We start from the raw sequence: 21,972 nt of genomic DNA, 5'->3' as shown, positions 1-21,972 counted from the left end.
TTTTAACGGTATGATGACGCTCCAGAAAGTAAGCCTGCGGGCACATAATATCCATTAAGACGTTTGAGGAGACCAACGTGGAACGCGAATCGATGGAATTTGATGTTCTTATCGTCGGCGGCGGCCCTGCTGGCTTGTCGGCAGCCTGCCGAGTTATGCAGCTGGCACAGGAAGCCGGCGAAGAACTGACCGTGTGCGTGGTGGAAAAAGGTTCTGAAATCGGTGCTCACATACTGGCGGGTACCGTATTTGAACCTACTGCCCTTAATGAACTCTTCCCCGACTGGAAAGAGAAAGGCGCTCCGCTGAACACCCCGGTTACCCGTGACGATATTTTCCTGCTTAAAAACCAGGACAAAGCAACGAAGATCCCGAATGCCTTCGTGCCCAAGAACATGCACAACCATGGCAACTACATTATCAGCCTTGGCAATCTGTGCCGCTGGCTGGCCGAGCAGGCCGAAGCACTGGGTGTTGAAGTGTACCCGGGCTTTGCTGCTGCCGAGACCATTGTTGAAGACGGTCAGGTAAAAGGTATTCTTACCGGAGACATGGGCGTCGCTCGCGATGGCTCCGAAAAAGATGGCTACATGCCGGGCATGGAACTTCGTGCCAAATACACCCTGTTTACAGAAGGCTGTCGTGGCCATTTGGGTAAGCGCCTGATCAATGAGTTCAAACTCGATGAAGGCAAAGATCCTCAGCACTACGGCATTGGTATCAAAGAACTGTGGGACATCGACCCGGCCAAGCATGAGCCAGGCCTGGTCGTTCACACCACCGGCTGGCCCCTGAATGAAAGCGGCTCCACCGGCGGTTCGTTCCTTTATCACCTGGAGAATGGCCAGGTCTATGTGGGCCTTATTGCTGATCTTTCCTATAGCAACCCGCACCTGAGCCCATTCGAAGAGTTTCAGCGCCTGAAGCTGCACCCGGAAGTCAGAAAGTATCTGGAAGGCGGCAAGCGTGTGTCCTACGGTGCTCGTGCCATCACCAAAGGCGGCTACAACGCCCTGCCTAAAATGAGCTTCCCGGGTGGCCTGCTGCTGGGTTGTGATGCAGGCACCTTGAACGGCTCCAAGATCAAAGGTTCCCATACCGCCATGAAGTCTGGCCTGCTGGGTGCGGAGGCAGTATTTGAGGCTCTGAAGAACGGTCAGTCCGGTGAGGAAATTACCAGCTTTGGCGATCGTTTCAAGGAAAGCTGGCTCTACAAAGAGCTTTACGCTGAGCGTAACTTCGGGCCGGCAATGCACAAGTTTGGCAACTACGTAGGTGGCGCAATTGCATTCTTCGAGCAGAACATTCTGCGCGGTAGTCTGCCGTTTACTTTCCACGATACGACGCCTGACTACGCGACTATGAAGCCTGCGTCTGAGTGCAAAAAGGTGAATTATCCGAAGCCGGATAACAAACTGACCTTCGATCGCCTGACGTCGGTGTTTATTTCAAATACCAACCATGCGGAAAACCAGCCGATTCACCTTAAGCTGACCGATCCGGATATTCCGATTAAGGAAAACCTGCCGAAATACGATGAGCCGGCTCAGCGCTACTGCCCTGCAGGGGTCTACGAAGTTGTTGAGAAAGACGATGGCAGCGGTAAACAGTTCCAGATCAACGCTCAGAACTGCGTTCACTGCAAGACCTGTGACATCAAGGATCCTGCCCAGAACATTACCTGGGTGACGCCGGAAGGCGGTGGTGGCCCCACTTACCCGAACATGTAAGTTCGGACTCAGATATTAAAGGCACAAAAAAACGGCTCCTTGGGAGCCGTTTTTTTGATACTGCTAATGAAAAGCTTAGTGAGCGTGACCGTGCTCTTGCTCTTCATCTGTCGCTTCACGAGCTTCGATAACTTCTACATCAAAGTGCAGAGTTTCGCCCGCCAGCGGGTGGTTCGCGTCAATGGTGACGGTTTCTTCGTTGACTTCCACAACACGAACAACCTGGGGGCCACCCGGAGTCTGTGCCTGGAACTGCATGCCTGGCTCGATGGACTCTACGCCTTCAAAGGCGGTACGCGGAACGGGCTGAACCAGTTCTTCGTTAACTTCACCGTAGCCTTCAGCCGGCTCTACAGAAACCTTTACCTGGTCGCCTGCGCTCTTTTCGTTCAGTGCACTTTCAAGTCCACCGATGATGTTCTGTGAACCTTCCAGATAAGACAGAGGCTCACGACCTTCTACACGGGAGGAGTCCAACTCTTCTCCCTGATTGTTGGTGAGCGTGTAATGGATGGTGACAACACGAGGTTGGGCCATGTGATCTCCTTGAGTGTCGCAATGACTGTTTAATTGAATAAAGGCAATCGAAAGTAATCATGCACAGCCAGGCTGAACAAAGGAACCAACGACTACCGGGCCTCGTTAGAGAGCCAGGCTCATAACAAGCATGGAAACACAGTTTAACAACTGACATAGTGCGTTTTCCACCGCCATTTCTTGGGGCGCCAGAAAGCTTTTCAACCGCCAGACCCGATTTTGTAGAAATTTCCATGGCTGAATACGCCCAGAACTGGTTTTCCGTCGACAGTTTTCTCCACAACATGTTCGGCTAAATCGTAGTAAGCGGCGGTTACAAGTCGGGCTTCGAGACCGTGGCGAACCCGGATGACCGGTCTGGGCTGCTCTGAGTCTTCATAACTGCCGACATCAAGCGGATGCTCGTCGCTCACTTCAAGGGTTTCGCCTACGTTGGTGGTTAGCCTTATGATCTGCTTCTCGCCGCTTCCCTCTACTTCAAGAGAGTGAGCAAGCAGCGGCGTGTCTTCCACCTGAATACGCCATTTCTCCACCGGTGTTAGGAGGTAGTACTGGTCGTCTTCCTCGCGGCGAAGAATGGTAGAGAACAGCTTTATTATGGCTTCCCGGCCCAACGGCTTGCCTTTATGGATCCATTGTCCGTCTCGGCTTATGCGAAGGTCCATGTCTCCCGAAAGCTCCGGGTGCCATTTCTCAAGCGGTGGCTGACTGAGATTCTTCACAGTTTTCTGCACCTGCTCAACGAGATTTTCCGGATCCTGGCTCATATCTCTGCTCCGTAAGCCGATGATTTACAATCCGCGCTGCCATTCGGTACGTAGTGGCACCGCACCCGGATTCGTGATGGCAAGGTTGACCTGATCCAGCAGTTTTTGCTTGTCGCGCCCGAGGTTGCCTTTCAGGACAAGATAATTCGACGCATGGTCGCTTCTGAAGACCGTCCGCTCCAGTTCCAGGTGCTCCAGAAAAGTTCGGATTTCCTCAAATAGCCCTTGTTGGGAAAGAGGTACGAAATCCTCACCAAAACCCTCGCGGAACCGCTCTTCTCCCTGCGGGAAGCTTACCACCAGCGTTGACAGGTAATCCGGCTGAGTTTCGTTGCACAACGTTGCGGTATTTATGGCGTGCTGGCGCGACAGTGTTTCACCGCCCAGGCCATTGAGCACCATAACCGAGCTGGTCAGGCCGGCTTCACGGATTTTCAGTAACGCTGATCGCGTCGACTCCCAGGTCTCCCCTTTGTTGATCCGCTGCAGCACTTCATCGTCCCCGGACTCCATGCCTACGTAGAGAATATCAAGTCCCGATTCGCGCAGCTGTATTAGATCTTCGACGGTTTTTTTGGCCAGATTTCTGGGGAGGCAGTAACTGGAAACCCTCTGAAGTTCGGGAAATGCGGCTTTAAGTTCGCCCAGAATCTCCAGCAGTCGCCGCGTTGGCAGAACCATGGCGTCGCCGTCGGCGAGAAAAACTCGCTTTACACCCCCCAGACTTTTGGCGGCACTCTCAATATCCTGGCGTACATCGTCTGCTTTACGGGCCCGGAACTTTTTCTGGGGCTGGGTGTACATCTCGCAGAAGGTGCACTTATTCCAGGAGCAGCCGTTGGTAACAGGCAAAATTAGTGATTTCGCTTCACTGGGTGGCCGAAAAACCGGCTCAACATAGTCAATAGGAAAGCTGTACATAATTGGACTCAATCAATAGAAGTGACCCTGACAATAGTCTAATCAGGGCAAAAACTGGGTTTTCAAGTCCGCGCAGCCTGGGCCAACCAGAGGCATATCGAGCACTACGGCCTGAGCAGTCATAAAGGGAATGCCGCGCCGGTGCCCATCAACCAGCAGCGTTGAAAGGCTGCCGACAAAAGGCATGTGAGAGACCAGCATGAGAGGTGAATGCTGATTTTCAAGGAGGGCGTCCAGACACAACCCGGGGTCGTCGTCCGGCGTAATGAATGTCTTTTCTTCCACCGGGCAGTTCAGGATCTCTGAAACAATGGCCGCTGTCTGTCTAGCCCGCACATAGGGACTACTCCAGATTTGTTCTGGCCGCCAGGGCGAAGCGGCAATCCTGGCTGCACACTCAGCAACCTGATGTCGACCGGTTTCAGTGAGCGTCCGCTCCTGATCCAGCGTGTGCCAGCCAGCTTCGCCATGACGCATGATGAGTAGTTGCACAGCTAATCTCCTCGATGGCTTCCGTTACTCAGCGATTGTCCGTGGCAGGATGAATTCCACATCTGAGTTCTGCACGGACATCATCAGGCTGTTGATCACTGCGCTGATGGACGCATCTCCGTAGAGAATTTCATAAAGGCCGCGCACAAGGGGCATGTATATCCCGATCGCTTCGGCCTTTTCTTTCACCAGCTCGAGCGTGTAAATCCCCTCTGCCACCTGGCCCAGCTCTGCCACTGCGTCATCAAGCTTCTGGCCCTTGCCAACGGCGTAGCCAATCCTGAAATTACGGCTTTTTGATGAGGTACAGGTAACGATCAGATCACCCACCCCTGCAAGCCCCATAAATGTCATGGGATTAGCACCGAGGCTGACCGCAAAACGACTCATTTCCGCCAGCCCCCGGGTAATCAGCATTGCGTTAGCGTTTTCTCCCATGTCCAGAGCCGAGGCAAGGCCGGCCACAATGGCATAGATGTTCTTGAGCGCCCCGGCGAGTTCGACACCGTAAATATCCACGTTGGCGTAAACACGAAAGTACTCGCAGCCAAGCAGGTCCTGAACGGTGCGCCGCACATCCGGATCCTTGGCAGCAATGACGGTTGCCGTAAGATCGCGGTTTACAATTTCACTCGCCAGGTTTGGACCACTTAATACGCCAATGCGGCAGCGGGGAATCTCTTCCAGGAGAATTTCGCTCATGAGCTTGAAGCCATGGGCTTCGATACCCTTGGTCAGGCTGACAACGATCTGCCCGTCGCGGAATTTGCTGCTGTTTTCGCGAATAACAGTGCGGAACGCCTTGCTGGGAATGGCAACAAATACGATTTCCGCTTTGCCTATGGCGTCTGCGAGATCGGTGGTGGGCCGGATGTCGCCTTTGATCTCTACGCCGGGCATGTAACGGCTGTTGATTCCGGTTGTGCGGACCTCTTCGGCCTGGGCCTCGTCTCGCATCCAGAAATGAACCCGGTGACCGTTCTCCCCGAGTACTTTTGCCATGGCAGAACCGAAACTGCCTCCTCCGAGAACCGCTACATCGTGCACCGGCTCTTTGGCCCCGTTCGCAAGGGGCTCAATTTTTTCAGGCATAGTCATTCCGTCTGTTTTGAATCAGGTCTGAACCTGCCGGCCCGGGATGGATGGTAAGCATGGCGTCTCAGCCGGGCTCTTCACATTCCAGAGCACGCACCAGATTCTTGAACTCTTCCCGGTTTTGCTTGTTCAGCCCCATAAGCACCTTGTGGGCATTCAGTACCTTGTCGCGAACGTCTTGTTCACTGGCCCTGAGCACAGGTATTTCTTCGAGCTCTTCAATACGTGAGGCAGGCTCACGGACAATAATGAAGATCTTGTCAAACCCCATGGAGGTGATGATACGGGTAATATCCGGGTTGGTGGAAATCAGCGTAGGTAAAAAGTGGCTTTGCTTCTGGGCTGCCATGGCGATCTTGGCGAGCAGGCCGAGGGTGGTACTGTCTATGATTTCGGTTTCGGTGAGATCAATCACCACGGTTTTGAACTGTGGGTCCAGGGTGATGGAGTCGACCAGGTTGTCCAGCGTACAACAAAGGTTCAGCCGGATTTCTCCAATGAACTTAAGGACGTAGATTCCCTGTTTTTCAGCCTGCAGGATCTTATAACCAGCCATGTATCACACTGCCACTATTTCAACAACGAGTTTTCTGACACTGAAACCGTGTCAGTAACCGTCACAATACCGATGTCGTCCGGTAACTCTGTGATCTCGTCGAGATTGAGAGCCTCGCTGAGAGATGCGATAGTGTGACGACCTCCAGATACGAGTTCAAGTAGTCTCTGCTCCTTTTCATCAAGACTCTTCTGCCGGATGACTTCGAGAATCCCATCAGAAAACAGAATCAGGTGGAAGGGTTTGTCCAGAGCAACTTCGTATACTTCCCATTGTGGGGACTCAAAAAGCCCGACAGGAAGGCCACTACCCTCAAGAAATGCAGTCTCACCTCCCACAAAGGAAAGCACTGGCATCGGGAAGTGGGCCCCCACCGCATATCGTAATGTACGCTCACTCAGGGAAATGATGCCAACAAAAATGGTGACGTGTTTACCAAGCCCGGTATCAAGCAGTTCCGAGTTGATCCGCTCAAGAAACCGCTCTGGATACAGAATATCGTCAGTGGATCCGCGGCGCAGGTTGCGTTGCAAACGGTTGCTGAGGTTTTTCAGGAGCACGGTTACAAACGCGGAGCTGGCTCCGTGGCCGGACACATCGGCAATGTAAACAAGCGTTTTGTCTTCCGTGAGTGGAAAATAATCGAGGAAGTCGCCGCTCAGGTACAAAGACGGTTTGATCAGATGATCCACGTAAAGACCGCCGGTGAACTGTTCCTTTTCCGGTAACATTCGCAACTGAACTTTACGCCCTGCCCTCTGATCGGCGCGCAACTCTGCAATCCCGTCTCTCAGATCACGATTGGCATCTTCCAGTTCCTGCCGATAAAGCTGATTGAGGCGCCCGACCCGAACCCTATCCAGCAACTTGTGAATTACGTCGCTGAGGGCTTTTTTATCTTTACCACAGGGTTTAAGCACAAAGTCAGAAGCCCCTGCACGAAGCGCATCGACAACGTCTTGACTGGATTGGGTACCTGAACAGGCAACGATTGGAGTGAGCGATTCTGATTCTTCCAGACGATCCGTAAGACCCTCGATCTCGGCGGGCGTGAGGTCTGCAAAGATAACGTCGGGCATGTTATCGTCAATCACCGCGCTGGCAGAAGCGAGATCGCGATAGCCAGAGACGTAGAATCCTCTCGTTTCCAGGTAGCGCGAAAGTTCAGCGCATGCCTTCTCGTCTGCATCAATGATCAGTATACGAATTAGTAGGCGCCCGGTGCGCGAGGTCATGGCTGCTGCCCTAAACTACCAGCGGTAAACGAAAAACGGCGTTTCAAAACCTATTTTGGCACGCCCCAGTGATATAACAAGGCCAGTTTGGCGAAATCCGGAGATTCCTGCGAATGAGACGAGCGGTAAATGACCTATTAGGTGCTTATGACAAGCTGATCATGGATCCGGTTCACGGGGCAATTCCGCTATACCGACATGAAATTCAGGTGATTGACCATCCTCTTTTCCAGCGGCTGCGCAACATCTGCCAGAACGATATTCTCAGTTTGGTCTTCCCGGGTGCGACCCACTCCCGCTTCCTGCACAGTATTGGCGTCATGCATGTGGGCTCACGCATGTTCCGCTCAATGATTGACGCCTATCTCCGGGAACGCCAGCTCAGCGAGCAGACCGATCTCAGCCTCAAACAACTTGATGCTATTGATTATCTGGCCAAGACCATTCGCCTTGGGTGCCTGCTTCACGACAGCGGACATTCCAGTTTCTCTCACCAGTTTACCCAGGCACGGCGTATTCGTGAGTTGATGTCTCGGCCCGGCCGGTTTGCGGATTTGTGGGAAGGGGTGGATTATTCTGCCTACCACAGCGCAGAGCCCGAAGAACTCGAGCATGAGCACTATTCAGTAAGGGTTGCCCACGATGTTCTGTCGGCGGTCGATCTGGAAGGCGCTGGCCTGCACGCGCGGGATGTCATTGGTATTATGGAGACCACAGACGTTGCGCCCAGCGAAACATTCTGCCGCCATGCCCGCACATTCTGGGGGTTTATTGCCGGTGAAGACGCAGAGGCGGAATCACTGATCAGCGAGAATATTCCGCGGTTGGTGCTGAACCTGCTTTCCTCCATCGTCTCCGGAGAAATTGATGCCGATCGCGCCGATTATATGTTGCGTGACGGATTCCACTCTTCCGTGACGATTGGAGGGTTCAACCTTGACCATCTTCTCAGCAACCTGCGCTTCGGTTGGGATGAGTCCGAGCCCTGGCTGGGGCTGGCGATTACCCAAAAAGGTTTGGGGGCGCTGGAGGATTTTGTTTACAGCCGCTATCAGATGTATCGCAAGGTATATGCACACAAGACGGCCCTGGGTTTTGACTGGCTCTTGCGAGAAGCCATAAACGAAGTTCTGGAGGACCCGGAGAGTTTTGAATGGATAGACACTTGCCTGAGCAATATGCGCTATTTTGCCGAGCTAACGGACAACTTTTTCTGGGAAGCGTTCCGGAAGGTCGCCCGCCAGCGCCCGAGGAGCTTTTCTTTTTGCATTGTCAACCGGGTGAAGCTGAACCACCTGGATACCCGGGAAGACCTTTCAGTCAGCGGTATTGCCAGCCACAGTGCCTGGCTGGCCGAGGCCATGGAGCTGAACCCGGCCCACGTTGTCACCTGTTCCATGCGAGCACGCTTCTCCAATATTCAGGATAATTTCAACGGCATCAAGGTGCTGATTCGGGATCCGGTTAACCGCACGCGATCTCTGAAAAAAATTACCGATGTCAGTGCCTTTTTCAGTAAGTTCAGCGACGGCACCATTACCCACTTCTATACCCGCCCGGACATCACCAAAAATACCGGGCCAGGAACTATCAGCTAACAGCACTTGCCGTGCAGGCAGACACCAGGCTGCAGGCGCTGTTAAAAGCGCCTTCAACCCGACCCCCGCTGAGCCAGTCGCCCGCAAGACCAATGCCCTGCTCTTGAAACCACAGGTGGCCGGGGTGCCCACCGCCCTCAGAGCGGGCATATAGCCACCGGTGCGTCAGGGCATCGGTAACGGCTACTTCTGTTCCTGTCACTTCCCTCAATGCTGCGATCAGCTCTGTTGCCACCTGTTTTGGCGAGGCGTCGACATTCCGTTCAGTCCATTCAGGGTTTGCATGAAGAACCCACCATACGCCCTTGTCGTCCTGATCCTGGCTTGTCCGTCCCGGTTTGCTGGAGTTGTTCGCTACCCAGAAGAGCACCGGGTGGTCGCAGCGCATTCCCTCGTGGCGGGGCCAGGGGTTTTCTTCAAAATGGGCGGCCACGGCCCAGCATGGCAATACCCGACGTACCGCATCATCAAGCTGTGCTGTCAGTTCCGGCAGGTTACTCTGAGCAAGTAAGTCCCTGGTTTGGGCGGGTGGCGCAGTAATGATGACCTGATCAAATTCGCCCGTCAGCTTCGCGTTTGAATCAGACAGCGCCCAGCCTTTGTCAGTTCGGGCCAGGCTTTCAATGCGAGTTTCCGCAACCACGGTTGCGTGAGCAGAAAGCCCGCGGGAAATTGCGGTCATTCTGGGCGTACCGACATACCGGGGCTCATCCGGGAATGCCTGCCACTGGCCCTCTTTATCCTGGAAGCCGAACCGGCCATTCCAGACAGCAAAGCTGCTGTCGCCGGCAAACTCGGTGAGAAACGGCAGGAACTCAGGATTGCGGGAGGTGAAATACTGCGCACCCATGTCCACCGAGCCATCGGCGACCCGTTTCGCCGCCAGCCTGCCGCCCGGGCCTCGACTTTTTTCAAACACTGTCACATTGTGACCTTGCTGTTTCAGTTTAATGGCTGCAGTCAGGCCTGCGAGGCCTGAACCAACAATCGCTATGCGGCGTATATCATTAGTATGAAATGTCTCATTAAACATGGTTTATGGTGCATCCAAGTTCGGTGGTCAGAGCGTACAAACCGTCAAGCGAAAGGGCCCGGGCTTTTTGAAAGCTTTGCCGAAGACCTCGCTGTTCCGGTTCAATTCAGAGAAAAAGGGCTTTCAAGGTATGACCCGAGTGCAAAACTGGTTTATCAACATTTTGAGGTGGTTCGATTCCGATGCCGGTTCGGATCACTTAGACGTAACCTCCCGCTCCTTTAATTTTGTGCGTGTCATTCCGTTTCTGGCGCTACACCTGACATGTTTGCTTGCGTTTTATACTGGTGTCAGCGCGTTTGCGGCCGGGTTCGCCTTCTTCTTTTTTGTTGTAAGGATGTTTGCCATTACCGGATTCTACCACCGGTACTTTGCACACAAGACGTTCAAAACAAGCCGCCCAGCCCAATTTATGTTTGCAGTGCTCGGCGCCAGTGCCGCTCAGCGCGGCCCTCTGTGGTGGGCTGCGCATCACAGGCATCACCATCAGCATTCCGACCGGGAACAGGATCTTCACTCCCCCCACCAAGGCGGTTTCTGGTGGTCTCACATGGGCTGGTTTACCTGCGACGCCGGCTTCGCCACCGACGAGCGACGCATACGCGACTGGCTTAAATTTCCCGAGCTCAAGCTTATCAATCGTTTTGACGCGCTGATTCCGGCCGGTGCAGCTATTCTGATTTACAGTCTGGGTGAAGCGCTTGCAGCCTGGGCGCCGGGGCTGGGCACCAATGGTTTACAGATGCTGACATGGGGCTTTTTCATCTCCACTGTCGCGCTGTTCCACGCCACGGTTTCCATTAACTCGCTCTCCCATGTTTGGGGCAAGCGTCGTTTTGAAACCTCAGACAACAGTCGCAACAACTTCTGGCTGGCGATTCTGACCCTCGGTGAAGGCTGGCACAACAATCATCACCGCTGGCCCCAATCTGTCCGACAGGGATTTCGCTGGTACGAGATCGATATGACCTGGTACGGACTCTGGGTACTGTCGAAATTGGGCATAATCTGGGAGCTAAACCCGATACCTAAGAATATTCAGGAAGAAACCCGCCAACTTGACCAAATGAGAAGGGCGCAGAAATGAAAGCTGCCGCGACTATTGAAGTGGGCCACCCGAATTCGGCCGTTCCTGCCACGCTGGCACAATTCAAAGTTTTGTTTAACGAGCTGGATAAAGGCAATCTTAAAAAGCTACCCGCAGTTTATAGTGAGGACATCCGGTTTCAGGATCCGCTTGGCGCTGTGGTAGGTCTCGATGCATTAACCCATTACTTTGCAGGGGCTTACGCCAACGTCATTTCCTGTCACTTCGCTTTTGAAGATGCTGTGGTTCAGGACAGTTTTGCCAGCATTCCCTGGGTGATGCATTTGCGGCACAAGCGGATTCTCGGTGGGCGTGAGATACAGGTAGCCGGCATCAGCCACCTCAAGGTCAAAGACGGAAAAATCTGTTACCACCGTGATTATTTTGATGCCGGCCAGCTATTGTATGAAAACCTGCCGGTGGTCGGTAGCGTTATCCGCTGGGTGAAGGGCTACGCAGGATGAGCGAGCGCATGAATACCATATCCAATATCTGGATCACCGGCGCCAGTTCCGGCATTGGTGAATCCGTAACCCGTGCTCTGATTCGGGGCGGGCACCGACTCGTTATTACCGGGCGTCGTACCGAACCCTTGGAGCAAATAACGTCCCTCGCACCGGAACGCATCACACTGGCCGTGGCAGATACAACCAGCAAGGACGATCTGCAATCGATTGCGCCATTACTCGAATCCCAGGGTGATCTGAACATAGCCATTCTCAACGCTGGTACTTGCGAGTATCTCGATATCACGGATTACAGCAGTGATGTGATCGCCAAGAACATAGAGACCAATGTAATCGGAACCGCCCGCTGTGTTGAGATCGCCCTGCCCGCATTGCGCCGCACCCGTGCGAAGGGGTTACCCGCCACTCTGGTTATCGTAGGCTCGTCTGCCTGGTGGTTCCCCTTCGCCCGTGCGGAAGGCTACGGCGCTTCAAAAGCTGCACTGGCCTACTTTGCACAGAGCTTGCGCGCAGATCTTGCTGTCGAAGGTATTGACGTGGTTCTGGTCTCTCCTGGCTTTGTGAAGACGCCACTGACCGAGCGCAACGATTTCCCTATGCCGTTTCTGGTAACTGCTGAGGATGCCGCCGAGCGTATTGTCAGCGGCCTTGCCAAGGGCCATAACGAAATCGCCTTCCCGAAACGTTTTACATGGATTCTGAAATGTCTGGGTGCCCTACCCCAGTCTCTGATTGACCGTATGGCCGCCTCCATGGCCCGCAAAAGCTCCAGCGAACAGGAAACAAAGGAATGAGCAACGAACGTCAGCGTATTGCTGTTATCGGCGCCGGTGTCTCCGGCCTCACGGCAGCATGGCTTCTCGCTGAAAAGCACGATGTCGAAGTCTTTGAAGCCGGCGATTACGCCGGTGGCCATACCAACACCGAGTATGTGGAGGCAGGTGGGCGTACCTGGCCGGTTAACACCGGTTTTATCGTATTCAATGACTGGACATACCCAAACTTCATGCGCCTGATGGAGCGCCTCGGCGTGCCTTCAGAAGTCAGTGACATGAGCTTCAGTGTGGATTCCGGCACAACCGGCCTGCAATACAACGGAACCAACCTGAACACCCTTTTCGCTCAGCGTAAAAACCTGCTGAATCTGCCTTTCCTGAACATGGTGCGGGAGATCCTGAGGTTCAACAAAGAAACCCGCGCGGATATGGCGGACGGCAAAATCCGGAGCACGGAAACGCTGGGTGAGTACCTGAACCGCAACCGCTATTCCCGATACTTCAGAAACCACTATATTGTACCCATGGGGGCAGCAATATGGTCGGCGCCGGAAATTGTGCTTGAGCAGTTTCCGATACGTTTTTTCCTGCAGTTCTTCAATAATCACGGCATGCTGTCGGTAGACGATCGCCCGACCTGGCGTGTGATTTCCGGTGGTTCTGCACAGTACGTCACGGCCATGATGGAACGACTCGGGGATTGCACCCATCTGAACACGCCAGTGCAAGCCGTGAGCCGAAGTGAGAATGGCGTTACAGTAACCGCTGAGGGTCAGACCCACGAGTTCGATCAGGTCATATTTGGCTGCCACAGCGACCAGGCACTGGCCATGCTCGCCGACCCCAGCGACCGGGAACGTGAAATCCTGGGTGCCATCCCCTATCAGAAAAACGATGTAATACTGCACACAGACAGCAGTGTGCTGCCAGAAAACCGGAGAGCCTGGGCTGCGTGGAACTACTTCATCCCGAAGCACAGCACCGAGCCGGTTTCTGTTACCTACAACATGAACACTCTGCAGAATTTCCACAATGCACCGGAGACTTTCTGCGTCACCCTGAACCGCAGTCATGACATTGCCCCAGGCAAGGTGATCAAGCGTTTCAGCTACGCTCACCCGGTGTTCACGCTCGATGCGGTCGAGGCTCAGGAGCGTTACGAGGAAATCGGTAACAATAACCGTACGCACTATTGCGGCGCCTACTGGTTCAATGGCTTCCATGAAGATGGCGTGCGCAGTGCGCTGCGGGTAGCCAGTGATTTTGGCGTGGAGCTCTGATAATGAGCAGCCAATGGCTCCAAGGCTCAATCCGGCACCGGCGCCTGTATCCCGTTCGGCATGAGTTTGAATACCACACGGGCATGCTGGCGCTGGATACGGACGAGTGGCACCAGGTCGCCAACGTAAGCCCGTTCTTTTCCCTGGAACGCTTCAACTGGATGTCCCTCAAGCGTAAAGACTATTTCCGGCCCGAAGCCGGTGATCTGTCAGAAGCGGTGCGCGAACAGGTCGAAGCAGCAACTGGCTGGCGCCCTGACGGACCAGTAGAACTGATCACCCACCCCCGTTATGCCGGCTACGTGTTCAATCCGGTCAGCTTTTACTTCTGTTACCGCAACGGTGAAAGTGGCTCCAGTGGTTACGTACCGGCCGTGATAGTAGCGCAGATTACCAACACGCCCTGGCATGAACGCCATGTCTACTGCCTGGAAACCACAGGCAGCAAGGCCAACTCTGCTGGCTGGCGCACCGAACAGTTCGGGTTCACCAAACGCTTTCATGTTTCGCCGTTCAACGCCATGGCGCAGCACTACGAGTGGACATTCAGTTTCCGCGGACCGGAGCTGAGAATTCACATGAACGTGCTGGAGGAAGGCAAAAAACATTTTGATGCCACTCTTGTAGTCCAGAGAACACCGCTCACACGTAAAACACTCCATAGAAGTTTGCGCCAGTTCCCCGTGGAAGCGCTCAAGGTTGCTGCCGGTATCTACTGGCATGCCATCAAGCTGAAACTCAAGGGCGCCCCATTCTACACACACCCGGACAAGCTGGCTGAAAGTGATCCGGCTCACCGGCTGGGAAGCAGCGACCAGGGCTTGGATGTAACCAGCGTTGACGATTCAAACAAGACTCGAGGAAAGGTAAGCTCATGGAGAACATGAACACATCGGCCGATCGTATTGCCAACTCGCAGGAACGCGCGTCCCTGGTTAGCCGGGTTGCCAGAAACCTGGTCATCCAGCAGCTCCGACAGCTGGGCGAAGGTGCTCTCACCATCCGGGAACCCGGCATGGACGATCTGGTGTTTGGTGATGGCAACACCGATCATCAGCCTGCGGAGCTGATTATTCATGATCAGAGTACATGGCGGGACTTGCTAACTGGAGGTAGCGTAGGCGCGGCCGAAGCCTACGTTGCCGGTGACTGGTCGTCACCCGATCTGGTTGCCCTGCTCCGGTTCTTTACCCGCAATATCGACCGGATGAACGAGTTCGAGGATCGGTTCAGCTGGGTAACCAAGCCCGCTTTGAAAGGGTTGCACTGGCTTAACCGAAACACCAAAGACGGCTCGAGAAAGAATATCAGCGCCCATTATGATCTTGGCAACGATCTGTTCGAAACCTTCCTCGATCCAACCATGATGTATTCCTCCGCCATTTATCCCAATGAGGAATCAACGCTTGAAGAAGCCGCCGTTCACAAGCTGGACACCATTTGCCAGAAACTGGACTTGCAGCCAGGCGACCGGGTAATCGAGATCGGAACCGGCTGGGGTGGCTTTGCCATACACGCGGCTAAACACTATGGCTGCCACGTAACCACCACCACAATCTCAAAAGAGCAGTTGGAGCTTGCGCAGGACCGTGTTATCAGTGAGGGCCTGGAGAACAGGATTACCCTGCTGTTTGATGATTATCGGGATCTTGCTGGTCAGTTCGACAAACTGGTTTCCATCGAAATGATTGAAGCCGTGGGGCCTCAATTTCTGGACAGTTACTTCAACCAGATAAATACCTTGCTGAAGCCTGAGGGCCTTGCCCTCGTTCAGGCCATTAACATGCCGGAACAACGCTACCAGCGCGCGCTCAAAAACGTGGACTTTATCCAGCGTTTTATCTTTCCGGGAAGTTTTATTCCATCCTTTGGCGCCATCCTGGAATCGGTACGTAACCAGTCAAACCTGGTTCTGGCCCATTCAGAAGACACGGGTTTTCATTACGCCCGCACGCTCCGCGACTGGTGTGATCGTTTTATGGCCAACCGCGAACAGCTCGAGTCCAAGGGATATGATCAGGCGTTTCGCAGGCTCTGGCACTTCTACTTTGCCTATTGCGAAGCAGGGTTCAGTGAACGTGCCATCGGCGTATCGCAGCTGGTGTTCGCCAAGCCCGGTAACAAGCGGCGGAACATACTGAGTGTATGATCACTTCAGAAACAGCCCGTAATATACTGAATTTTATACTTTTCCAGATCGGGTGGTTCGCCTGCGTGGCCTACCCCGACCTGCTGGGCCCGCTATTGGTTCTTGCATTCCTGCTCATCCATTTTGTTTTTGTGAGCCAGAATCGTTTTACAGAGCTTCAGTTTATCGGACTGGGAACGGTTGTCGGTGCTGTGCTAGACGGGCTCTGGTTCCGGCTTGGCGTACTGGACGACGGTAGCGGTGCAGTGCTGATTACTCCGCCTTGGATTGTCGCTATCTGGGCTATTTTCATGACCACCCTCAGCCACTCTCTGAACTGGATCAGTCGCAAGGTGTGGCTGGCTTTTCTGTTTGCCCCCATCGCCGGCCCTTTCACCTATTGGTCAGCAAGCAAAATAGGTGTCGTTGAACTGCCGGAACTGGTTCCCTCACTCATAGCTCTGGCTCTTGGTTGGCTGGTGGTGTTTCCATTACTGCTATTTGCCCGTAAATCGCTTTATCCGGAGCTGACCTAATGAATCGCCGTCCCTGGTTTTTGTCGGCAACGTTTGCCATAGCAGCTATTGCAACGCCTGTGTCTGCCGAGATATTTCAGTTTACCGGGGCTGCGGAAAGCAGCGATGGGAAAGCACTCTATGAGGAGCGGCACCAAATCGAGGGCTCCTGTGATAACGACGTGTTCCGGCCAATTGAACATAGGGTAACCTATGTTCAATTGGCTGAAGGCAATGCAGAAGCCTTCGCCGAAAAGAAACTCGATTACAGCTCGTCCTCTATTCGCCCGAGGGTGAATTATCAGCAACCGGATTTTGACGAGTCGCTGGACATCACCTACCCGGATTCCGGCTCTGTCGCAGTGGCATGGAAGCAGCCCGGGGGCGACATAAAGCGTTCAACGGTAGAGATTTCCAATAACCTGGCGGTGGATGCCGGCTTTGATAATTTGGTGCGACGGAACTGGGACAAGGTTGTCAGCGGCGAATCCGTAAAGTTCCGGTTTCTGGCGCCGACCCGGGGAACGGATTACGCCTTTATTCTAGAGCCGGCACAGAGCCAGGTTGTGAATGCCGATCACGTCGTGCAAATCCGCCCGGACAGCGTTTTACTGAAATTCCTCGTGGATCCCATCATCCTCGGCTACAACAGTGAAGGTGCGCTCACGGCCTATTCAGGCCTCACCAACGTGCGTGAGAATGCCGAGCAGAACTACACAGCAACCATCCGCTATACAGTAAGCACCTACCCGGAATGTAAGCTGACCCTCTGAAACAGTCCCCTTCGGAGAGGCAATTCAACGGTTTCAATGTGTTAAACTCCTGCGGCAACCAACGCCGGAGAGTGTTCAGCCATGATGTTTGTATCTTTTAACGTCAACAGTATCCGTACCCGCCTGCACCAGATTGAAGCCCTGATTGAAAGCCACAATCCAGATGTCATAGGCATCCAAGAAACCAAAGTACGAGACGAAGAGTTTCCGGTTGAGGCCATTCGTGAACTGGGTTACCACGTACACTTTCACGGCCAGAAAACCCACTATGGTGTTGCGCTGCTTTCCCGAGAGGAGCCAGAACTGGTTCTTAATGGCTACCCCGGAGATCCCGAAGACGCACAACGCCGCCTGATTACCGGGCAGTTCATCGTAAACGGCCAAAAACTTACGGTGATCAACGGCTATTTTCCTCAAGGCGAAAGCCGGGGCCACCCGGTAAAATTCCCTGCCAAAGAGAAGTTCTACGCTAATCTGATGAGCTACCTTGATGAGCTAAAAATACAGGGCAGCCACGTGCTGGTCATGGGCGACATGAACATCGCGCCCACAGACAAAGATGTAGGAATAGGCCCAGACAATGCCAAGCGCTGGCTGCGCACCGGGAAGTGCGCCTTCCTTCCTGAAGAGCGGGAATGGCTGAGCCAGATTAAAAGCCGGGGCTATACTGATGTTTTCCGATATCTTCACCCGGAAGATGCACAAACATTCAGCTGGTTTGATTACCGCAGCAAAGGCTTTGATAAAGACCCTAAGCGTGGTCTGCGCATCGACCTGATTATGGCCAGTGACAGCCTGTTACCCAAAGCACGCGAAGCGGGAGTGTCCCTGGGTTTTCGCGGGATGGAGCGGCCATCCGATCACTGCCCGGTGTGGGCAAACTTTGAACTCTGAGAGCAAACCAGGCGCGATATGACAAAAATAAAAACCCGCGACCGCATTCTCAATGCCAGCCTGTCGCTGTTCAACAAACTGGGTGAGCCAAATGTGACGACCCTTCTCATTTCGGATGAACTGGATATCAGCCCGGGCAACCTGTATTACCATTTCAGAAGTAAGGGCGACATCGTCGAAGAGCTGTTTACAGCGTTTGAAGCGGAAATGCTGGATTTGCTAGCGGTTCCGGAAGACGTGGATATCAGCCTGGATCAGCAAAGCTTTTTCCTGCATCTGCTGTTTGAAGGCGTGGCCCGTTATCGATTTTTGTATCAGGATCTGGTGAACGTGCTATCTCGTTACGAGCGTTTGCAGGTACGCTTCAGGCGGATTCTGAAAAATAAAACCGGGGCATTCCGGAGCATTTGCGAAAGCCTGCGACGCCAGAATATGATGCTGATCGAGCAGGAAGAGCTGGATTCATTGTGTGAGCAGCTCACCCTGACCGCTTGTTACTGGAGCGCCTTTGACACCCTGTCTCACCTTGATGACCGGGAATCTGTGGATCCCGGCCGCGGTGTTTACCAGATGATGCACCTGATGCTGCCATACTTTGCACCGGAAGAGCAGGAGCACGCGAAACTGGTCAGCCGGGGCTATCTGTAACTACTCTTCTTCATCCCGACTGCTGCGCTCTCGGAGCGCTGACAATTCCGCTTCAAGGGCTTCTATTCTATGTTCGAGCCCCTCGATGTCTTCCCTGCGGTGAATACCGAGCCGGCGTAAAGCTCCAGAGACGCGTTCATCAAACAGATGCTCAAGTCGGTCCCAGGTCCCGGTTGCTCGCTCACGAACACCCTCAACGCGACCTTCTACTGAGCGGATCTGCTTCTCAACCGCACCGCGGGTTCTACTCTCAAGCTGCTCACCTTCCTGAACCAGGCGTTCGAAAAACTTGCCGGTATCCTCCTCCGCCTTGGTATAGGCTCCCAGGCCAGCAAGCCATATCTGACGGGCCGAACCCTTTATCTTTGCAGCCAACTGCGGATCGTCTTCGGGCTTCTTGTCATTCTCATCAGACATGTAACAACCTCTGGGATTAGATACTGCATTTGGAGTGCTATTGTATTACAGCTCGCGGCCGATTTCAGTCGGCCTGAAAGCCGCATAACCAATGGCTGCAGTATAAAAGCGGGTTCCATATGAAAAAATGTTTTCAAATTGACGGGCCTTGAGCTTGAAGTGTTCAAATTATAGTCAATACTTATTCATACCGGAGTCTCTGCTGACGCCGGTTTGTCTGGAAGTCTTTCATGGATACTACTCGCACGCCTCTGCCCGGCATTCCAGCCGGGCTTTTTTTTGGTATTATTGCCCATACTTATAAGCTTATTCCAAAACAAGATTTTGGATTTGGGATTTGGGTACCATTGGAATGTAAGTTCGCATACCTCACCTGAGACGGCGTATTGGAGGATTTTCTGAATGATAGATATTGCCTGGAGTAGCTTTACTCCTTGGTCAGCACTTGCCGGCGGCGTGCTGGTAGGCCTCGCTGCCGCGAGTTTTCTTCTGCTCAATGGAAGGATTGCCGGAATCAGCGGAATTCTGGGCGGCCTGCTCGCCCCCTCTGCCGGCGACATAAGCTGGCGAATTGCCTTTCTGGCCGGACTTCTCGGAGCACCGGCTCTTTGGATGCTGGTCGCGCAGCTACCGCCCATTGAAATAGAGGCGGGATACCCTGCGCTGATTATCGCGGGCCTTCTTGTAGGGATAGGCACTCGCTACGGCTCCGGCTGCACAAGTGGCCACGGCGTTTGTGGTCTGTCGCGGTTTTCACCCCGATCATTAGCAGCAACCCTGAGCTTTATGTTCGCCGGGTTTGTGACTGTTTTCATTATCCGACATGTGCTGGGAGTGTAATACCATGAAATCTGCTATCGCCTCGTTGTTTGCAGGCTTGCTGTTTGGCCTTGGCCTTATTGTTTCCGGCATGGCAAACCCGGAGAAAGTTCTTGGGTTCCTCGATATTGCCGGCCTCTGGGATCCCTCGCTCGCATTCGTAATGGGAGGCGCGATTATCGTCGGCCTTCTGGCATTTACCGTGGCCCGTAAAAGAACCCTTTCATTTCTTGGTTTCAACATGAAAGTGCCGGGGCATTCCCATATCGACAAGCGTCTGGTGATCGGTGGCCTGTTGTTCGGCATTGGTTGGGGGATTGCCGGTATCTGCCCCGGGCCGGGCCTGGTGGCTCTGGGAGCGGGGGAAATAAAAGCCGTTGTATTCGTGGCTTCCATGGTGGCTGGCATGGGTATATTCGAACTGATTGAGCGCCGAAGATCTGGCGCCCGACCTGATGGTTCGGGCAGCGGCTGGAGCATAACGGCTCAAGAGTGAGCTTATTGAAGGTGTAGCATTCTGACAGTCGCCATCGCCTATGAGATGATGGCGTTGCATTTTTACCGAATCCGGAGAATAACCCCATGGATATCCGAAAGATTGATGACACAATTTCCGTCTCTCCTCAGATCACCTACGGAGATGTGGCAGAGGCCGCCAGGCTTGGCTTCAGAACACTGGTTGCGAACCGCCCGGATCATGAAGAGTTTGGTCAGCCCGCAATGGCTGACATTGAAGCTGCCGCTCGGGAAAACGGCATGACATGGGTTTACATGCCCGTTGAATCCGGAAATGTGACTGACGCAGACGTTGATCGCTTTGGGGCAATGATCCGGGATTCCGAAAAGCCCGTATTGGCTTTTTGCCGGACAGGAACCCGATGCACTATGCTTTGGGCTCTGAACGCTGCCCGTACCACTCCCGCACGGGAACTTCTCAGCAAAGCCAGCAGTGCCGGCTACGATATGAGCGGCCTCGCTCCGCGTATGGCGCAACAGTCCGAGAACCAGAAATAGCCGCTTTGCTTCAAACGATCAACGCTTAGGATCCACCTTCCCATGCAATACAAAGGTTCAGAGAACTTCCGGCACAACCAACCGGAAAGGGTTGGCGTGCTGGTAACCAATCTTGGTACGCCAGATGCCCCGACCCCTTCAGCTTTACGACGTTATCTGGCGGAGTTTCTCTCCGATCCGAGGGTTGTTGAGTTACCGCGCCCTCTGTGGTGGCTGATATTGCATGGCATCATCCTCCGTATCCGCCCCAAGCGCAGTGCAGCGGCGTATGCGAGCGTGTGGCAGCCTGAGGGCTCGCCACTGCTGATCCATACTGCACAGCAAGCTGAGGGCATTCGGGAAGTTCTGAAGAAGAAGTATGGCCCCGACATAGTCGTAGGTTTTGCCATGCGTTACGGCAACCCGTCCATTCCGAGGGTACTTGATGAAATGCAGCAACAGGGCGTCAGAAAGCTGGTGGTGCTGCCGCTTTACCCACAGTATTCCGCGTCTACATCGGCATCTACCTTCGATGCGATAGCCAAAAACTTCTCGGTACGCCGGTGGTTACCGGACCTGCGCTTTATCTCCCATTACCCGGACTACCCACCCTATATTGAGGCGATGGCCCGGCATATTGAGAGCCATTGGTCGAACCACGGCCGTAACCAGAAGCTGGTTCTGTCCTACCACGGGGTGCCGCTGAAATATTTGACCAAGGGCGACCCATACCACTGCGAGTGCCATAAAACATCGAGACTTCTGGCAGAGCGGCTTGGACTGACAAAAGCGGAGTACATGACCACCTTCCAGTCCCGTTTTGGCAAGGAAGAATGGCTCAAGCCCTATACTGACGAAACGCTTAAAGCGCTTCCAGGGCAAAACGTTAAGTCTATCGATGTTTTCTGCCCGGGCTTTTCGTCTGACTGCCTGGAAACCATTGAAGAAATTGATGAAGAAAACCGAGGGTACTTTATGGAAGCCGGTGGCGAAGGGTTCAGCTACATAACCGCGCTGAACGCGACACCCGGGCATATTGATGCTCTGATACAATTGATAGAAGAAAACCTTCAGGGCTGGCAGTTTCCGGACAATCAACCAGAAACACTGGCCTATCGCCAGAAGCTTGCGGACGAGCAAAAAGACGCGATCTACCCCGACCGCAAGCTTTGAGGCAAAAGGCTACGCTCACTTGGTGAGCTCCATTTTGG

The 21,972-nt window shown here is 53.7% G+C and carries 26 protein-coding genes; 17 read left to right on the top strand and 9 right to left on the bottom strand.

The window, feature by feature from the left end; translation table 11 throughout:
• Window positions 1-77: 77 nt before the first annotated feature.
• Window positions 78-1,730 carry an electron transfer flavoprotein-ubiquinone oxidoreductase gene (locus BUA49_RS11270; RefSeq protein WP_072797495.1) on the top strand — a complete coding sequence of 551 codons (1,653 nt, stop codon included), beginning with the start codon at window positions 78-80 and terminating at the stop codon, window positions 1,728-1,730.
• 75 nt (window positions 1,731-1,805) lie between these two features.
• On the opposite strand, the gene BUA49_RS11265 is transcribed toward BUA49_RS11270, so the two are convergent.
• The 7 genes from BUA49_RS11265 to BUA49_RS11235 form a co-directional block, all read right to left on the bottom strand.
• Window positions 1,806-2,267, bottom strand: coding sequence for an FKBP-type peptidyl-prolyl cis-trans isomerase (locus tag BUA49_RS11265; RefSeq protein WP_072797494.1), 462 nt, complete (start codon window positions 2,265-2,267; stop codon window positions 1,806-1,808).
• 200 nt (window positions 2,268-2,467) lie between these two features.
• Window positions 2,468-3,034 carry a DUF1285 domain-containing protein gene (locus tag BUA49_RS11260; protein ID WP_072797454.1) on the bottom strand — a complete coding sequence of 189 codons (567 nt, stop codon included), beginning with the start codon at window positions 3,032-3,034 and terminating at the stop codon, window positions 2,468-2,470.
• 24 nt (window positions 3,035-3,058) lie between these two features.
• On the bottom strand, window positions 3,059-3,955 hold the full coding sequence (locus BUA49_RS11255; RefSeq protein ID WP_072797427.1) for a radical SAM protein: 897 nt from the start codon (window positions 3,953-3,955) through the stop codon (window positions 3,059-3,061).
• Between the two features lie 42 nt (window positions 3,956-3,997).
• Window positions 3,998-4,447, bottom strand: a complete 450-nt coding sequence (gene sixA, locus BUA49_RS11250; RefSeq protein ID WP_072797425.1) for a phosphohistidine phosphatase SixA — start codon at window positions 4,445-4,447, stop codon at window positions 3,998-4,000.
• Window positions 4,448-4,471: 24 nt separating this feature from the next.
• Window positions 4,472-5,539 (bottom strand): NAD(P)H-dependent glycerol-3-phosphate dehydrogenase, encoded by a 1,068-nt coding sequence (locus tag BUA49_RS11245; RefSeq protein WP_072797423.1) that lies wholly within the window; start codon window positions 5,537-5,539, stop codon window positions 4,472-4,474.
• A gap of 67 nt (window positions 5,540-5,606) precedes the next feature.
• A complete protein-coding gene (locus BUA49_RS11240; RefSeq protein WP_072797421.1) occupies window positions 5,607-6,098 on the bottom strand; it encodes an STAS domain-containing protein in 492 nt (163 codons plus the stop codon).
• A gap of 14 nt (window positions 6,099-6,112) precedes the next feature.
• On the bottom strand, window positions 6,113-7,333 hold the full coding sequence (locus BUA49_RS11235; RefSeq protein WP_072797420.1) for a PP2C family protein-serine/threonine phosphatase: 1,221 nt from the start codon (window positions 7,331-7,333) through the stop codon (window positions 6,113-6,115).
• Window positions 7,334-7,446: 113 nt separating this feature from the next.
• Here BUA49_RS11235 and BUA49_RS11230 point away from each other — a divergent pair, with 113 nt between their 5' ends.
• A complete protein-coding gene (locus tag BUA49_RS11230) occupies window positions 7,447-8,931 on the top strand; it encodes an HD domain-containing protein (RefSeq protein WP_072797418.1) in 1,485 nt (494 codons plus the stop codon).
• Here BUA49_RS11230 and BUA49_RS11225 read toward each other — a convergent pair.
• The gene (locus BUA49_RS11225; protein WP_072797416.1) at window positions 8,924-9,964 is read right to left on the bottom strand and encodes an NAD(P)/FAD-dependent oxidoreductase; all 1,041 of its coding nucleotides are present in this window, start codon (window positions 9,962-9,964) and stop codon (window positions 8,924-8,926) included. The genes BUA49_RS11230 and BUA49_RS11225 overlap by 8 nt on opposite strands.
• Window positions 9,965-10,094: 130 nt before the next feature.
• On the opposite strand from BUA49_RS11225, the gene BUA49_RS11220 reads away from it, so the two are divergent.
• The 10 genes from BUA49_RS11220 (at window position 10,095) to BUA49_RS11175 (ending at window position 18,532) form a co-directional block, all read left to right on the top strand.
• Window positions 10,095-11,051: an acyl-CoA desaturase gene (locus tag BUA49_RS11220; RefSeq protein WP_072797860.1), complete on the top strand. Its 957-nt coding sequence runs from the start codon at window positions 10,095-10,097 to the stop codon at window positions 11,049-11,051.
• The gene (locus tag BUA49_RS11215; RefSeq protein ID WP_072797415.1) at window positions 11,048-11,515 is read left to right on the top strand and encodes a nuclear transport factor 2 family protein; all 468 of its coding nucleotides are present in this window, start codon (window positions 11,048-11,050) and stop codon (window positions 11,513-11,515) included. Before BUA49_RS11220 ends, BUA49_RS11215 begins: the two co-directional genes overlap by 4 nt.
• Entirely contained in the window at window positions 11,512-12,312 is an 801-nt protein-coding gene (locus BUA49_RS11210) for an SDR family NAD(P)-dependent oxidoreductase (RefSeq protein WP_072797413.1), read from the top strand. The genes BUA49_RS11215 and BUA49_RS11210 overlap by 4 nt, the downstream gene beginning before the upstream one ends.
• Window positions 12,309-13,574, top strand: a complete 1,266-nt coding sequence (locus BUA49_RS11205; RefSeq protein WP_072797406.1) for an NAD(P)/FAD-dependent oxidoreductase — start codon at window positions 12,309-12,311, stop codon at window positions 13,572-13,574. Before BUA49_RS11210 ends, BUA49_RS11205 begins: the two co-directional genes overlap by 4 nt.
• Before the next feature lie 2 nt (window positions 13,575-13,576).
• A complete protein-coding gene (locus tag BUA49_RS11200; RefSeq protein WP_072797404.1) occupies window positions 13,577-14,461 on the top strand; it encodes a DUF1365 domain-containing protein in 885 nt (294 codons plus the stop codon).
• Entirely contained in the window at window positions 14,458-15,723 is a 1,266-nt protein-coding gene (locus tag BUA49_RS11195; protein ID WP_407656678.1) for a class I SAM-dependent methyltransferase, read from the top strand. Before BUA49_RS11200 ends, BUA49_RS11195 begins: the two co-directional genes overlap by 4 nt.
• Window positions 15,720-16,238, top strand: a complete 519-nt coding sequence (locus tag BUA49_RS11190; protein WP_072797400.1) for a DUF2878 domain-containing protein — start codon at window positions 15,720-15,722, stop codon at window positions 16,236-16,238. Before BUA49_RS11195 ends, BUA49_RS11190 begins: the two co-directional genes overlap by 4 nt.
• Window positions 16,238-16,990 (top strand): hypothetical protein, encoded by a 753-nt coding sequence (locus tag BUA49_RS11185; RefSeq protein ID WP_072797398.1) that lies wholly within the window; start codon window positions 16,238-16,240, stop codon window positions 16,988-16,990. The genes BUA49_RS11190 and BUA49_RS11185 overlap by 1 nt, the downstream gene beginning before the upstream one ends.
• Window positions 16,991-17,071: 81 nt before the next feature.
• Window positions 17,072-17,884: an exodeoxyribonuclease III gene (gene xthA / locus BUA49_RS11180; RefSeq protein WP_072797396.1), complete on the top strand. Its 813-nt coding sequence runs from the start codon at window positions 17,072-17,074 to the stop codon at window positions 17,882-17,884.
• Window positions 17,885-17,902: 18 nt separating this feature from the next.
• The gene (locus BUA49_RS11175; RefSeq protein ID WP_072797394.1) at window positions 17,903-18,532 is read left to right on the top strand and encodes a TetR/AcrR family transcriptional regulator; all 630 of its coding nucleotides are present in this window, start codon (window positions 17,903-17,905) and stop codon (window positions 18,530-18,532) included.
• Here the strand turns inward: BUA49_RS11175 and BUA49_RS11170 are convergent, their stop codons facing one another.
• On the bottom strand, window positions 18,533-18,949 hold the full coding sequence (locus tag BUA49_RS11170) for a phasin family protein (protein WP_072797392.1): 417 nt from the start codon (window positions 18,947-18,949) through the stop codon (window positions 18,533-18,535).
• 230 nt (window positions 18,950-19,179) lie between these two features.
• Here BUA49_RS11170 and BUA49_RS17780 point away from each other — a divergent pair, with 230 nt between their 5' ends.
• From BUA49_RS17780 to hemH, 5 genes are all read left to right on the top strand, one after another.
• Window positions 19,180-19,326, top strand: coding sequence for a hypothetical protein (locus tag BUA49_RS17780; protein WP_175547569.1), 147 nt, complete (start codon window positions 19,180-19,182; stop codon window positions 19,324-19,326).
• A gap of 25 nt (window positions 19,327-19,351) precedes the next feature.
• Window positions 19,352-19,789: a YeeE/YedE family protein gene (locus tag BUA49_RS11165; RefSeq protein ID WP_072797390.1), complete on the top strand. Its 438-nt coding sequence runs from the start codon at window positions 19,352-19,354 to the stop codon at window positions 19,787-19,789.
• Window positions 19,790-19,793: 4 nt separating this feature from the next.
• Window positions 19,794-20,264 carry a YeeE/YedE family protein gene (locus BUA49_RS11160; RefSeq protein ID WP_072797388.1) on the top strand — a complete coding sequence of 157 codons (471 nt, stop codon included), beginning with the start codon at window positions 19,794-19,796 and terminating at the stop codon, window positions 20,262-20,264.
• An 86-nt stretch (window positions 20,265-20,350) separates the two neighbouring features.
• Window positions 20,351-20,782 (top strand): TIGR01244 family sulfur transferase, encoded by a 432-nt coding sequence (locus BUA49_RS11155; protein ID WP_072797386.1) that lies wholly within the window; start codon window positions 20,351-20,353, stop codon window positions 20,780-20,782.
• Window positions 20,783-20,824: 42 nt separating this feature from the next.
• A complete protein-coding gene (gene hemH / locus BUA49_RS11150) occupies window positions 20,825-21,934 on the top strand; it encodes a ferrochelatase (protein WP_072797384.1) in 1,110 nt (369 codons plus the stop codon).
• Window positions 21,935-21,972 lie beyond the last annotated feature (38 nt).

The organism is Marinobacter antarcticus (genome assembly GCF_900142385.1).
GTDB lineage: Bacteria > Pseudomonadota > Gammaproteobacteria > Pseudomonadales > Oleiphilaceae > Marinobacter > Marinobacter antarcticus.
The sequence above is the reverse complement of the archived record's forward strand: the minus strand, read 5'-3'. Positions and strand labels throughout refer to the sequence as shown.